Source organism: uncultured Maribacter sp. (genome assembly GCF_947496775.1).
In the GTDB taxonomy this organism is placed as follows: domain Bacteria; phylum Bacteroidota; class Bacteroidia; order Flavobacteriales; family Flavobacteriaceae; genus Maribacter_B.
Genome location: NZ_CANMDU010000004.1, coordinates 160,053 through 174,433, shown reverse-complemented (window position 1 = coordinate 174,433; position 14,381 = coordinate 160,053). Strand labels below are relative to the sequence as shown.

Genomic DNA, 14,381 nt, shown 5'->3' with positions numbered 1-14,381 from the left:
AATTATTGTATTGCTAGGGTAAAATTTTGCTTTTTTTCGATGAAATACCACTTTATAGTTGAAATATATACTTTTTCCGACAGAAAACACGTTGTTCCATATAGTGCGTTGTAGTACATTTTTATCTTTAAATTTCTTTTTAGAAAAAGGTATAATTTTCATGGTAAACTGGGATGTATTATAATCGGAACACTATTACATTTACATAAAATTTAAACAAATGAAAATCCGCTTTTCAATTCAATTCCTTAGTCTTATAATGCTCTTAATTGGATGTAATCCTAAGAGTAAAATGGATGATTCTAATTTTGATGATTTAAGTAAATATCAGGAATATGTCTCTGAAGTTACCCATGGTATTATCTCGGTAAAATCGGATATTAGAGTTGTTTTTAATGACCCCATTAAGGACTGGGAAAATGGGGTAGAATTGGACAAAAGTGTATTTAAAATTACCCCAAAAGTAGCAGGCAAAGTAATGATTTTAGATAACCGTACTATTGCTTTTATACCAGAGGCCCCTTTAGAACAAGATACAGAGTATTCTTTCCTATTAAATTTAGAAACTATACTACCAAATTTACCGAGTGATTTACACCAAATGACTTTTGGTGTAAAAACACTGAAGCAACAGTTTAATGTTTATACCAATGCGGTACAATCATATTCTAAAGAATTACAATATATAAATGGGCAATTAAGGAGTTCTGATGTTCTTTCTATAGAAAAAGCTAAAACGTTATTGACTATTACGCATCAAGGAAAGAAAATAAAACCAAAATTTGAAGAAGGAGTAAATGAGGGTACTCAATTTTCATTTATCGTGGATAGTATTCAACGTTTGGATGACGATAGTGAACTTCAATTTACGTGGAGCGGAAAAAAATTGGGCATAGAAAGTTCTGGCGAAAACACCATTACCATAGCGGGTAAGAACAACTTTACAATACTAGATGCTACATTGGAGTCTTCTGAAAATCAGACTATTATTATAAACTTTTCGGACCCAATTAAAAAGGGTCAAAATTTTAAAGGTTTAGTGGTTTTAGAGGGAGATGATAAAACCAAATATGGAGTAGAGGGTAATACTTTAAAAGTATACCCTTCTAAAGAAATGAGTGGAACCGCACAATTAGATGTTTTTGATGGAATACAAAGTACAGACGGGAATAAATTAAAATCTAAATTTACAGAACGTATCGCTTTTGAAGAGCTAAAACCACAAATAAGATTATTGTCTAATGGAACTATTTTACCATCTTCTAGCAATCTTAAGATTAATTTTGAATCTGTAAATTTAAGAGCGGTAGATATTACGATTCTTAAGATTTATGAAAATAATATATTACAATTTCTACAAAATAATAACCTTAATGGACAAGGTAATTTAAGAAGTGTTGCTAGGCCAATTGTTACTAAGAAGATAGAGCTTGTGAGTAAGCTTTCTGGAAGTCATGGAAAATGGACTGCCCATGCTTTAGATTTAAAAACCATAATTACTCCAGAAGTAGGTGCTATTTATAGGGTAGAATTTAATTATAAAGGGACATATAGCTTATATACCTGTAGTTCTACTAATTTTGAAGATGAGGAAGATATAAATGATAATTTCGATGAAGAACAAGAGGATAGTTCTTGGGATGGAGTAGAGGATTATTATGACAGTTATTACTATGATTATAATTGGTCCGAAAGAGAAAACCCATGTAATACTTCCTATTACTATAATAAGAAAATAGGTATAAATGTATTAGCAACGGATATAGGTGTTACTATAAAAAAAGGAGTAAATAAAAGTTATTTTATTGCCGTAAATGATATTGTTAGTACAACCCCTATTGCAGGAGCTAAGATTACTTTTTATAATTACCAACAACAACCTTTAGGCAATGTTACAACGGATCAGGAAGGCATTTCAATTTTTGACGCGTATAAACTTCCATTTTTTGCAATTGTAGAAAGCAAGGGACAAAAAAATTACGTAAAACTTAATGATGGCAATGCGCTTTCTGTAAGTAAGTTTAATGTTTCTGGAACGCAATTGCAAAAAGGCATTAAAGGGTTCGTTTTTGCAGAACGTGGAGTATGGCGCCCTGGAGATAAAATATATCTTTCTTTTATGTTGAATGATAATGCTAATAAACTTCCAGAAAATCATCCTGTAAAATTAGAACTTCTGGATCCTTATAATAGCGTTGTTCATAGGGAAGTTAAAACAGGCGGAGTTCAAAATTTTTATCATTTTAATCTAAAGACAGATGAGAATGCTGTGACAGGTAATTGGTTGGCAAAAGTTTCAGTGGGGGGAGCCTCTTTTACAAAAACTATTAAAATAGAGACTATAAAGCCCAACCGTTTAAAAATAAAAACAGCATTTAGTAAAGAAGTTTTATCTAGCAGGTCTCCTGTAGACGGAGAGATAGAGGTAAAATGGTTGCATGGAGCTATTGCAAAGAATTTAAAAGCAGATATAACAGGAAAATTCAAAGCCAAAGCAACTTCTTTTAAAAGATTCTCAGGTTATATTTTCGATGATCCTTCTCGTAGTTTTTCTAGCGAAGAGCAAGTAGTTTTTAATGGTAAGATAGATAGTGAAGGAAAAGCAAAATTTAATGTAAATCCGCAATTAACAGCAAAAGCTCCAGGAATGCTAAATGCAGCATTTATAACTAAGGTTTATGAAAATGGTGGTGATTTTAGCACAGATGTTTTTACAAAAGCATATTCACCATATACCACTTATGTTGGTTTAAATGCTCCTAAGGGTGATAAAAGAAGAGGAATGCTTTTAACGGATGTAAAGCATAAATTTGAAGTAGTTTCTGTAGATGAAAACGGAAAGCCAAAAGCAGTTAACAATCTTAAAGTTACTGTCCATAAAGTAAATTGGAGATGGTGGTGGGATACTTCTGCAGATAATTTATCCTCTTACAGTAGTAGCCAGTATAGAGAAGAAATTTTTACAAAAAATATAAGCACGGACTCTAATGGAAAAGCAAGTTTTGATTTTGAACTTAAATATCCAGATTGGGGACGTTATTTAGTGCGTGTAGAAGATACCAAAGGCGGTCACGCAACAGGAAAAACCATTTATGTAGATTGGCCGGGATGGGCAGGTAAATCTAAAAAGAACGATCCTTCTGCAGCTACTATGCTAGCTTTTTCTACAGATAAAGAAAATTATAATGTTGGCGAAAATGCTACGGTTTCTTTCCCAAGTTCAGAAGGAGGTAGAGCCTTAGTTACTGTAGAAAATGGAAGCGAAGTTTTAGAATCTCTTTGGGTAGAAACTGCTAAAGAAGAAACAAAATTCACATTACCAATAACAGAGTTGTATACACCAAATGTGTTTATTCATATTACGTTACTACAACCACATGCAAGCACTTTAAATGATAATCCTATTCGTTTATATGGTTTGGTACCAATAGCGGTAGAAAACCCAGAAACAAAGTTAGAGCCAGTAGTTTCTATGCCAGATGTTCTTAGACCAGAAGAAGAAATAAAAGTAACGGTAAAAGAAAACAAAGGAAAAGCTATGACTTATAGTATTGCTATTGTAGATGAAGGGTTATTAGATCTAACAAGATTTAAAACTCCGAATCCTTGGAACACTTTTTATGCTAAAGAAGCATTAGGTGTAAAAACTTGGGATGTTTATGATGATGTTATTGGGGCTTTTGGTGGAAAAATAAACCAAGTATTCGCCATTGGTGGAGATGATGAGTTAGCTGGCGCAAAAAATAAAAAGGCGAATAGATTTAAACCTATGGTGGTGCATTTAGGTGCGTTCGAATTGAAAGCAGGAAAATCCAAATCGCATAAAATCCAAATCCCAAAATATGTGGGATCGGTACGCACTATGGTGGTGGCTGGTGATGTTGCAAAGGAAGCATATGGTATAGCAGAAAAAACAACTCCTGTACGTAAACCATTAATGATATTGGCATCCTTACCAAGGAAAATAACACCTGGCGAAAAAGTAACACTACCTGTTACCGTATTTGCAATGGAAAAGAAAGTTAAGAATGTAACTTTAAAAATTAAGCAAGACAAAGCTTTTACAGTAGAAGGCGGAAATTCGCAATCATTGAGTTTTTCTGAACCAGATGAAAAGATGGCTTATTTTACTTTGAACGTATCCGATTTTAATGGAATAGGTAAAGTTATTGTTGAGGCTTCTGGTAATGGAGAAAAAGCTTCTTTCGAGATTCCTATAGATGTGGTAAATCCAAACCCTATGACCTCTAAAGCTGAATATATTGTTTTAGACGCTAATAGTGAAAAAACAGTTTCTCTAGAGTCTTTTGGAATTAATGGAAGTAACTCAGTAGATTTAGAATTATCCACATTACCAGCAATGAATTTTAACGGGCGTATGCAACAGCTTATTCGTTACCCTCATGGTTGTGTAGAGCAAACTACTTCTGGGGCATTTCCGCAATTATTTTTAAATTCTATTTTCGATTTGGATTCTAACAAGAAAAAACGAATTCAGCAAAATATTGAAAGTGCTATTAAAAGATTAGGAGGGTTTCAATTAGCTAACGGAGGTTTAGGGTACTGGCCAGGGCAAAAGGAAGCTAATGATTGGGGAACAACTTATGCTGGCCATTTTTTACTAGAGGCAGAAAAAAGAGGCTATGTACTTCCAATAGGTTTTAAGTCTAGTTGGGTAAACTACCAACAGCAAAAGGCAAAACAATGGAGGAATAGTAGTACCAATTCTTCTTTAGCGCAGGCCTATCGTTTATACACTTTAGCTCTTTCTGGTAATGCAGATATTGCGTCCATGAACAGGCTAAGAGAAACCAAAGAATTATCTAATACAGCCTATTTTAAATTAGCTGCGGCGTATGCACAAATTGGTCAAACCAAAGTTGCTAAAGATTTATTATTAAAAGCTAAATGGGTATTTACAAATAAGAAATCTTCGTATACCTATGGTTCAGCACTGCGAAATAAGTCTATGGCTTTAGAAACTGTTGTTTTATTACAAGACCAATTAAAAGCGCATCAATTGGCAAAAGAAATTGCAGCAGTATTATCTGAAAAAAGGTGGTTAAGTACACAAGAAACGGCATATAGTTTATTAAGTATGGCAAAGTTTGCAGATATGGTAGGAGGCAAAGGAGTAAATGCCGGTATTTCTATTAATGGAAAATCAGATAAAATAAAGACTTCCAAAACCTTAATAAACAAAAACTTTGAAATTAAGAAAGGGACTAACAGTGTGGTTATTCAAAATAAAGAACCCAATGTACTTTATGTAAGTATAGTTAATAACGGAATTTTACCTGTGGGAACAGAGAAAACAATAGCACAAAATTTGATAGCAAATGTTGCTTATAAAAATAGAGATGGTTCTAGAATAGATATTTCCGAAATTTCTCAAGGAACAGATTTTGTTGCTGAGGTAAGCCTTACCAATACTTCTAGCAATAAATTAAAAGATATGGCTTTGTCTCAAATATTCCCAAGCGGTTGGGAAATTGTAAATACAAGGTTTACAGATTTTGGAAGTTTTGCAGAGAATAATGTTACCCATACTGATATTAGAGATGACAGGGCTAATTTTTATTTTGATATGAAATCTAAAGAAACCAAAACCTTTAGAGTATTGCTTAATGCCTCTTATTTAGGCACTTATTATTTACCCGGAGTACAAGCAGAAGCTATGTATAATAATGATTATATGGTGCGCACTAAAGGCCAATGGGTAAAGGTTGCGCGGTAAATCTAAGAAATACTAAACTGCCTTGTTTTTTAATAATGGGGCAGATTTTTCTACTAATTCTGTGTTACTTGTTTCGGCCCATTCTACGGCCTCTTTTAAAGAAGTAAAAGTTCTTAATTTGGTAGGTACAAATACCTTTTCTAATAAAGCATTAAAATAGCCTCTTTTAGAGTAACTTACAATACCGTAACCTGTAAAATTATAATTACATTTTGCAAATTTAAGCCAGTCAGACGGAATAATGGAATATTTATGAATACGATTACTAATGTATATTAGTTCATCATATTTTTCGTAATAAATACTTTTAAATTCTTCGGCAAGAAATTCCCCTTGTTCTTCCCAAGAGATAAGAACATCTTCGGCCATTTCTCCAACGATATAATTTTCATACAAGTAAAAATCCCCAAAATCATAACTCAATATATGAAGGGGCTTCTTATAAAACGGGGAATCTTTTAACTTTCTCAATATAGTGTGCTTCTGTTCTCAATGTAAAAAAATACAATTTTGAGTTAGATAGTATATTTTATCGCTTAAAAACTTAAAAAAACTATCTATGGCAAATTTTTAGTTGATTTTTGAGGAATCAGAAAAATTTGAAATAGGAATTCTTGTTTTAGTTCTAAAATAAGAAGTATAAGAAAAAGTTATTCTACTTCCTTTGCAGGTAAAACTTTATCAAAAACAAAAGTTCCAATTTCTTTTACTGGCTCAAAAAGGATAGATTCCTTTTTTGCATCTTCACTAATAAAATTCAAAGTATTATTCATTCGGTCAAAAAAGACTAAAACAGCACCAAGAATAACAGCAACTTTTAGAGCTCCAAATAGGGCTCCTGCAATTTTATTTAGCAATCCCAACATAGCAAAATCTGCAAATTTAGTTAATAGTTTACCAGCGATGTGAACAAGGACTACTATGGCAATGAATGTTATAAGGAAAGAAGTTATATTCATATACTTTTCATTCCATTGCATATTTTCAGATAAATAGTCTCCTGCAATATAAGAGAAATGAATAGCGCCGTATATTCCGGCTATTAGAGCGATAATAGATGCTATTTCAATAAAAAGTCCGTTTTTTAAGCCTTTCCAAAGTCCCCAAATAAGTAATATTCCTAAAACAATATCTAATATAGCCATGCTTCTTTTATTTAGGCAAATATAAAACTTTGATTTGTACCTTTGATTTTTTAAAACGCAAAGCGGCATAAATTAAAACGGAATAAATGTCAAGAGATTTAGAGTTAAAAGAACGTTGGAAAAGTTTAGTTGAAAAACTATCTACTCAGTTTGCGGATGGGGATACCTTAGATTTGGATGCAATTATATATTTAGTTGGTGTACAAGAACTAGGTCAGTATCATAAAAAATACAAAAAAGACGAAAAATTAAATTTAATGCATATTGCTATTTGTAGGTTATTGGAACCTTACGGGTATTATAAGTTCGATTTTTTTGATGAAGAAGGGTGGCCTCATTATATAAATTTAGAAGAACTACCTGCATTAAAAGCTGGGGAGCAATCCGTTTTAATGAAAGAAGCAATTGTTGGTTATTTTTTAGAGAAAGAATATATAGTATAAATAACGTACAGGATGTTTTAATATACATGAAGAATAACATTGCACAGTTTGTAAAAACAAATCCTAAGAAATTACTTCTTCTAAGTGTGCTATGTATTTTGTATTATTTTTGCCTTCCTCAAGTTTTATTTCATAGTCCTACTGCTACGGTTGTAGAAAGTAGTGATAATAGTTTAATAGGAGCTAAAATAGCAGAAGATGGGCAATGGCGATTTCCTAAAGTAGATAGCATTCCCTTTAAATTTAAAACCTGTATTCTACAATTTGAAGATGCTCATTTTTACCATCATCCAGGTTTTAATCCAGTTTCAATGGCCAAGGCTATTGGAGCTAATTTTTCTGCTGGTACAACAGTCCGTGGAGGTAGTACTATTACCCAACAAGTTATAAGGCTTGCAAGAAAAAATAAAGAACGCTCCTATTTAGAGAAGATTATAGAGTTAGTATGGGCTACTAGATTAGAATTTAGGTATTCTAAAAAAGAAATATTAAAACTTTATGTTAGTAATGCCCCTTTTGGTGGTAATGTGGTGGGTTTAGATGTGGCTTCATGGCGTTATTACGGCTTACAATCTCACCAATTATCCTGGGCGCAATCTGCAACTTTAGCTGTTTTACCTAATGCTCCTGGTTTAATTTATCCCGGGAAAAATCAAGAACATTTATTAAAAAAAAGGAATAGGTTACTTAAAAAAATGGCAGATGCTGGGATTATAGATAAGACTACTTATGAGTTGGCATTGTTAGAAGAGTTACCACAAAAACCATATGCATTACCTAAAATTGCACCTCATTTAATACAAGAAATTGCAAAAGAGTACAGAGGGCAAAGAATAAAAACTTCTATAGATAAGGCGTTACAAAATAATGTAAATAGGATTGTAGAAAAGCATTATGATAGATTAAAACAAAACTTAGTATATAATACAGCTGTTCTGGTTTTAGAGGTTAAAACAAGACAGGTTTTAGCATATACGGGGAATACACCAACCACGAAAGAATATCAAAAAGATGTTAATTTAATTAAAGCTAATAGAAGCACAGGGAGCGTAATAAAACCGCTGCTTTATACTGCTATGTTAGATGCTGGCGAATTATTACCAGAAATGTTGGTGCCAGACGTACCTACGCAAATAGCAGGTTATACTCCAGAAAATTTTAATGAAGATTATAGCGGTGCTGTAACCGCTAAAAAAGCCTTAGCTCGATCTTTAAACATTCCTGCAGTACGTTTATTACAGTCTTATGGTTTAGAAAAATTTAGAGACCAGCTTAACTATTTTAATTTGGGAGGAGTTAACAAATCTGCGGACCATTACGGTTTAACTTTAATTCTAGGAGGAGCAGAAAGTAATCTATGGGATCTATGTAAAACCTATGCAAACTTAGCTTCTACGGTAAATCATTTTAATGAAACATCTAGTGAGTATTATACAAATGAATATGTGGAACCAGTTTTTTATAAAGACACCAAACGGGATTTTGGCACAAAAAAAATAGAAAAAAATAACTTGGATGCCGCCAGTATTTATTTAGCTTTTGAAGCCATGAAAGAAGTAAATAGACCTGATGGAAGTGAATCTTGGGAGTTTTACGATAATAGTAAAGAAATAGCATGGAAAACGGGCACTAGTTACGGTAATAAAGATGCCTGGGCTATAGGAGTAACACCCGATTATGTTGTTGGTGTATGGTCCGGTAATGCAGATGGGGAAGGAAGACCAAACCATACAGGGGTAAGTAGTTCTGCTCCTATTTTATTTGATGTTTTTGATGTATTACCAAAATCGGACTGGTTTTTAAAACCCTTGGATGCATTTGTAGAAACTAAGGTTTGCAGCACAAGTGGCTATTTAGCAACCCCTATCTGCCCATCTAAGACTATTTCTATTCCTAATAAAGACAATAAAATTAGAGCCTGTAAGTACCATCGAAATATACAGTTAGATAGTAAAAAACAGTTTAGAGTAAACTCTTCCTGCGCAGATTTATCTAATACTACGACAGAATCTTGGTTTGTTTTACCTCCTTTAATGGAGTTCTATTACAAGAAAACGCATCTTAATTATAAACTACTTCCAAATTTTAAAAATGGATGCAGTTCTGTAGATACCTCTCCCATGCAATTCATCTACCCAAAGAATGGAAGTAGAATAACCTTAACTAAGGGTTTTAATAGTGAAAAAGGAGAGTTAATTGTAAAATTGGCGCATTCTAAAAAAGAAACACCTGTTTATTGGTACGTAGATGAAGATTACATAAAAGAAACCATTAATTTTCATGAAGTTGCAATACAACCTATAGAGGGCAAACATAAAATAACTGCTTTAGATGCACTCGGTAATGCATCTGTTATATGGGTTACTATAGAATAAGTAGTTAAAAAAACATCTAAATCACTATTCATTAGTTTGGTAACATCTCCCCAAAGAAATTCGGTTTCACCTGAGCTTGTCAAAAAGAAACTTTAACATGTTCTTCGTTTGGATATAGGTCTATTAATTTTTTGAGCTCGTCTAAACTATTCTTTGCATGCTAATTGCTGCAATCATAGTTGGGTTATCGTTATCAATTTCTAACGGCATGATTTGAGGTCTTGAAGAACCAAGGAAAAAAACTAAACACCAAGTAAAATAAAAAGCCCGACTAAAATATATCATGTTTTATAATTCTAAGTTTTTCAATTGTTCCAGCTTTTCATTTTTGGTTATTCGCTTACCGAAGAATTGCTCAATTTTTCCGTTAAGCCATTTTTTTCGATAGTTCTCCCAGCTTTTATAATAAGGAGGTTCTCCATTGTCATCAAATCCATATTCAAACCCACAGGAACAAATATCATAGGAAGGATGACCATTTTCGTCATAAGGTCTCCATTTTTTATCATCTGATTTTCTTCCACATACTGGACAGAAACAGTATCCGTCGGAACTTATTTTTAGCTCTACTTTTTCTCCATTCCAAGTATTTATAATTTCTTTTCTCAAATGTTTGCCAACGGTCTTGTGAATGAAATGTAGTGTATAAATAAACAACTAACTTTTCGGATTTAATGTCATTATAAATATACAAAGACCTTTTGGTTTTGCCCTAATGTAAGCATTACGTTTAGGTAGTATTGTAATCAGTAGAGACATGTTCGAGTAAGCACGGAACTTTTCGATTTGGTTTTTATTCTGTCCGAGTAAAGTACATCAACGCAACAGTTACATCTTACCAAGGGTCATCTTCTAACAGCTTGTTTAGTGGAATTATCTGAGGATACGAAGTTGGATTTTCTTACGTTTAAATAGTAGAACCAAGGCCAACTGAAATTTGAAGAATACTTTTCTTAGTCCATTATTATTACTCTTCTTTTTTTCTGTTTCAAATGGGCAACTCGTTGATACATCTATTAGTGGAATACAAGCTGGTTTATTAGGCGTATGGTGGCATAATGAATCTAAATTAGCACATCGCTGGGCATTTCGAACTGAAATTGGATATGCTGCTCCCGTTTACGAAAGAAATTTATATAGGGAAGAAGTTAGTGGCAACGAGAATTATTTATTTCCAGTTTTTCAACCTGTCTTTTGTATTGAGCCTCGTTGGTATTATAATTCTAGAAAAAGACAAGGCAATAGCAATAATACCTTTCATAACAGTGGTAATTATTTTACCGTTGCTTTTCAGTATAATCCTAAATTTTTGGCATACTCGCCATCTGGTAATACCAACGAACCTTTAGCTTTTGATGCAGAAGAACCAAATGGTGGTTTATTTATTACCCCTACTTGGGGTATGCGTCGTAATATTAATTATCGGTGGAATTTTGAAATTGGAGCTGGTCTTGGTATTGATATTTCAGAAACTCAAAAAAGAATAACGGTCAAAGAAGCTGGACACATGGGCAATGACTTTGTTTTTAATATTCATTTACGAATCGGTTATAAATACGGAATGAAAGAATGAGATACTAAATTTCATAGATATCAAATCGAAGGAAAGATAAAAAACGTTCCATAATAATAAAATATATTTCATACTCTTTACAAAACTAGTCTTTGAAAAAGAATCAAAACTATAGAGATAAGTAAGGATTACTCTTTAGATAAAAAGTGTTATTAATCTAACAATTGTGTTTGGCTCTCCTTTGAATTAACCGAATGATTTATATTCATCTTCTTGTAGTTTTTCATAAAAGGTTATGATGTAAATCATTAATAGCTTCAATGACAGAGACACCATAACCTTTAATAATTTCATAGCCTTCCTTATCAATCAGTGCTACCACGTATTCGTCATTTATAATCTCAAATTTTAAGTTTTTGAGTTTATGTGTAGCAATAATAGTATTCGTCATATTTAAAATGATAATATTGAAGAAGAGAAAAAGATTAAGGAAATGGTATAATTATAAACTAAATTCTTCTTTATATTCTGTTGGGTCATAGTATATTTTCATTGATTTTATCAAACCGTTTTCAATCGTATAGAATTCGGCAATATCTAAATCAATCATTTTTCCAGAAGGTGCTTCAATTTTTATAATTACTTGGGTAGAAATAGTGTTTTTTCCTGCTGTAATACTTAATAATTCGTGTCCTCTTACCAGTTTGCCAAATTCCATATGTAGTTTGATATTAGCCTCTTTACCCGCAACTTTATCAACCGGACCTTGAAATACAATGTTGTCATCCATTAAATCCATCCATTTCGATGTTTGTGATGCCATAGATTGTTGAAATGCTTCGAAAATTTCTAATGCTGTTTTTGTCATTTTTATAGTTTTTAAATGTTGTTATATTATTTAGACAAATCACAGTCTAATTTCGGACGAAAATTGGGATTATTTTTTCTCTATACTATCTTTTACCCACATTTCAGCATTTTCAAGCATATATGTGTTTAGAATTGCGTTTTTGGAATTCATAGGGTCAATTCCTTTTACAATTTCTAATCGTAATTTTAGTAGGTATTCATTATCTTTCTTACTGCCTTCTTTTACTAATTTTATTTTTTGAGCTTTAATATGTTCATTTTGACTTGGATTTAAAACGCCCTTAAGAGTTGTGCATTGGTCGCATATTCCTTTTTTATTAATAAAAGAACATCTATTATTAAAAATACGTATCATATTTTTTCGAGCATCTGCTAAAGAATGTTTTACAATACCTTCAGTAAACGCTGTAATTTCCATAATTTCAGATATCTTAAAATGATATACTTCTTTAAGCAATAAGCAAATTTGCTGTTTTAAGAGTAATGTTTTGTTTATGCAATTAAAACAATAGTTTATATGCTCTTTTATTTCATAATCTTTTTCATGCGTTTGCTCAAAAACAACTCTCATTCTATTTGTTAACTCTTCGGATTTTGAATGTAAATCAGCACCATAGTCCTGTGTGTTTTCGACCCAACGTTTTTGTTTATTTAGTTTATTTTTGGCAGTATTTAATGCTATAGTAAACATCCAAGTTTTAAATGAAGATTGTCCTTTAAAAGAGTCTATTTTTTCAAAAACTTTAATATATGTGTCTTGAATAACATCTTCTGTATCTTGTTTATTAGTTAATAATCTAAAAATAAAAGAAGATAATTCGTTTTTGAACTTTATAAATTCTATTTGGTATTGATTTGACATTTTCGGAGAGTAAGATTCAATTTTATAAAATAACCTTTAGATGTAAGTAGGTGACGTATTCCGCACAACGGTTTTGTATATGAAACGCAGCGCATAAATAAACGCAAACTTTTAAGATTAGGCACAAGCCAAATTTTTAACTTTCTTTGGATAAAGATACAAAGTTAAAAACTTGGCGGACTTTGTAAGTAAGCTAAACCTTTGCAGAGGCCGTAATAATTATGTTTTATATATGTTGTTGTCGCCCGTACTTTCTCCGTACTATATTAAATGTTCCGATTTCCATTCCTCCGATTCATTGGAGGACATCATATTTTTAAATGCAGGAAACCCTTGTTCCTTTTCAAATTTTGCCATATTCCATTTAGTAGTGGTTATTGCTTTCATCATAATTCCCATAGTTCGCAACTTGTTGAGAAGCGATTGTTTTACCATAGGATTGTTTTTTAAATATCTTCTTGTAATGGTTTCAAAGTCATCTGCTGGTTTGCCAACAATATCCTGAACTGTTGTTGTTGGTGCTTTTAGTGCAAAACCTCCATTTTGCCCGTCTTTTACGTAATGGATTACTTGGGATGCGTCTCTTTGCGGAAATCCGTAGGAACGTAACATTTTCAATAGCATACTTTCAGGTAATACATCAGCCTTTATTTTACGACCAACGATTTTACCAACAATGTCTGCCATTTCTTGTGGTTTTAAAAGTTCTCTACTTGTTATACAATAGGTTTTTCCGATATGTGGTTCAGGTTTTTTTAAAATGTGTGCAACTGTTAATCCAATATCTTCGTTAGAAGGCGGTGCATTTGTACCAAAATCTGGCATCATTCCGAATTGTAGCATAGGTTCTGGCATCATAAAATACACGAATGCAAAAAGTCCAGGATTTACAAATGTAATATTGGTATTTTGTAGTCGTTTAAAAGTTTGGTCAACTAACCAATGTTCTTTTGTGTAAACTGAAGGATGCGAATTAGATGATAACCATTGGGTAAGCACAACCACGTTTTTGGTTTTCATTTCTTCTACAGCGGTTGCAAAAGTTGAACCTTGAAAAAGTACATTTGGGTAAGTTGGTACAAAGTATGCACTTTCTATATTTTCAAGCGACTTTCTAACATCTCTGATGTCTTGAATATCGCCAACGAATATTTCTGCACCTAATTCTTTTAATTCTTTTGCCTTTTTGGTTTGAGGGTTTCTAACAAAGGCACGGACTTCGAAACCTAATTTTAATAATTCTTTTGATGCAGGAAAACCTGTATTTCCATTTGCGGCAGTTACTAATATTTTTTTATTGTTCATGTTTTTGTTTTTTGATTTATTCCAACAGTTTTAATGTATTTTACTGTGAGAGCATTTTGCGCCATCATTTTATTTTCAAACGTTTTAAGCATAATTGTTCATAAGTTGTATATACAACATTGTATTTAAAA

At 32.4% G+C, this 14,381-nt stretch carries 11 protein-coding genes; 4 read left to right on the top strand and 7 right to left on the bottom strand.

What is annotated here, in order from left to right:
- The first annotated feature begins 220 nt into the window (after positions 1–220).
- Entirely contained in the window at positions 221–5,737 is a 5,517-nt protein-coding gene (locus Q0856_RS08870) for an MG2 domain-containing protein (RefSeq protein WP_298504242.1), read from the top strand.
- Between the two features lie 12 nt (positions 5,738–5,749).
- Here Q0856_RS08870 and Q0856_RS08865 read toward each other — a convergent pair whose 3' ends face one another.
- Together Q0856_RS08865 and Q0856_RS08860 are read right to left on the bottom strand one after the other, a co-directional pair.
- Positions 5,750–6,208 (bottom strand): hypothetical protein, encoded by a 459-nt coding sequence (locus tag Q0856_RS08865; RefSeq protein WP_298478733.1) that lies wholly within the window; start codon positions 6,206–6,208, stop codon positions 5,750–5,752.
- A 179-nt stretch (positions 6,209–6,387) separates the two neighbouring features.
- Positions 6,388–6,882: a CvpA family protein gene (locus tag Q0856_RS08860; RefSeq protein WP_298478736.1), complete on the bottom strand. Its 495-nt coding sequence runs from the start codon at positions 6,880–6,882 to the stop codon at positions 6,388–6,390.
- Positions 6,883–6,968: 86 nt separating this feature from the next.
- Here Q0856_RS08860 and Q0856_RS08855 point away from each other — a divergent pair, with 86 nt between their 5' ends.
- Positions 6,969–7,325 (top strand): hypothetical protein, encoded by a 357-nt coding sequence (locus Q0856_RS08855; protein WP_298478739.1) that lies wholly within the window; start codon positions 6,969–6,971, stop codon positions 7,323–7,325.
- A gap of 26 nt (positions 7,326–7,351) precedes the next feature.
- Entirely contained in the window at positions 7,352–9,700 is a 2,349-nt protein-coding gene (pbpC, locus tag Q0856_RS08850; protein WP_298504240.1) for a penicillin-binding protein 1C, read from the top strand.
- Positions 9,701–9,988: 288 nt separating this feature from the next.
- Here the strand turns inward: pbpC and Q0856_RS08845 are convergent, their stop codons facing one another.
- A complete protein-coding gene (locus tag Q0856_RS08845; RefSeq protein ID WP_298504239.1) occupies positions 9,989–10,309 on the bottom strand; it encodes a hypothetical protein in 321 nt (106 codons plus the stop codon).
- Positions 10,310–10,637: 328 nt separating this feature from the next.
- Here Q0856_RS08845 and Q0856_RS08840 point away from each other — a divergent pair, with 328 nt between their 5' ends.
- Positions 10,638–11,273, top strand: coding sequence for a hypothetical protein (locus Q0856_RS08840; RefSeq protein WP_298504237.1), 636 nt, complete (start codon positions 10,638–10,640; stop codon positions 11,271–11,273).
- Positions 11,274–11,496: 223 nt separating this feature from the next.
- On the opposite strand, the gene Q0856_RS08835 is transcribed toward Q0856_RS08840, so the two are convergent.
- The 4 genes from Q0856_RS08835 to Q0856_RS08820 form a co-directional block, all read right to left on the bottom strand.
- Positions 11,497–11,664, bottom strand: a complete 168-nt coding sequence (locus Q0856_RS08835) for a hypothetical protein (RefSeq protein WP_298478753.1) — start codon at positions 11,662–11,664, stop codon at positions 11,497–11,499.
- A gap of 51 nt (positions 11,665–11,715) precedes the next feature.
- Positions 11,716–12,081, bottom strand: coding sequence for a nuclear transport factor 2 family protein (locus tag Q0856_RS08830; protein ID WP_298504234.1), 366 nt, complete (start codon positions 12,079–12,081; stop codon positions 11,716–11,718).
- 69 nt (positions 12,082–12,150) lie between these two features.
- The gene (locus Q0856_RS08825) at positions 12,151–12,945 is read right to left on the bottom strand and encodes a sigma-70 family RNA polymerase sigma factor (protein WP_298504232.1); all 795 of its coding nucleotides are present in this window, start codon (positions 12,943–12,945) and stop codon (positions 12,151–12,153) included.
- Positions 12,946–13,206: 261 nt separating this feature from the next.
- A complete protein-coding gene (locus Q0856_RS08820; RefSeq protein WP_298504229.1) occupies positions 13,207–14,250 on the bottom strand; it encodes an NmrA family NAD(P)-binding protein in 1,044 nt (347 codons plus the stop codon).
- Positions 14,251–14,381: the final 131 nt, after the last annotated feature.

Excerpts from the sequence above, each read along its gene's own strand:
- Q0856_RS08870 (WP_298504242.1), top strand. The coding sequence starts at position 221 with ATGAAAATCCGCTTTTCAATTCAATTCCTTAGTCTTATAATGCTCTTA.
- Q0856_RS08860 (WP_298478736.1), bottom strand. The coding sequence starts at position 6,882 with ATGGCTATATTAGATATTGTTTTAGGAATATTACTTATTTGGGGACTT.
- Q0856_RS08855 (WP_298478739.1), top strand. The coding sequence starts at position 6,969 with ATGTCAAGAGATTTAGAGTTAAAAGAACGTTGGAAAAGTTTAGTTGAA.
- pbpC (WP_298504240.1), top strand. The coding sequence starts at position 7,352 with ATGAAGAATAACATTGCACAGTTTGTAAAAACAAATCCTAAGAAATTA.
- Q0856_RS08835 (WP_298478753.1), bottom strand. The coding sequence starts at position 11,664 with ATGACGAATACTATTATTGCTACACATAAACTCAAAAACTTAAAATTT.
- Q0856_RS08830 (WP_298504234.1), bottom strand. The coding sequence starts at position 12,081 with ATGACAAAAACAGCATTAGAAATTTTCGAAGCATTTCAACAATCTATG.
- Q0856_RS08825 (WP_298504232.1), bottom strand. The coding sequence starts at position 12,945 with ATGTCAAATCAATACCAAATAGAATTTATAAAGTTCAAAAACGAATTA.
- Q0856_RS08820 (WP_298504229.1), bottom strand. The coding sequence starts at position 14,250 with ATGAACAATAAAAAAATATTAGTAACTGCCGCAAATGGAAATACAGGT.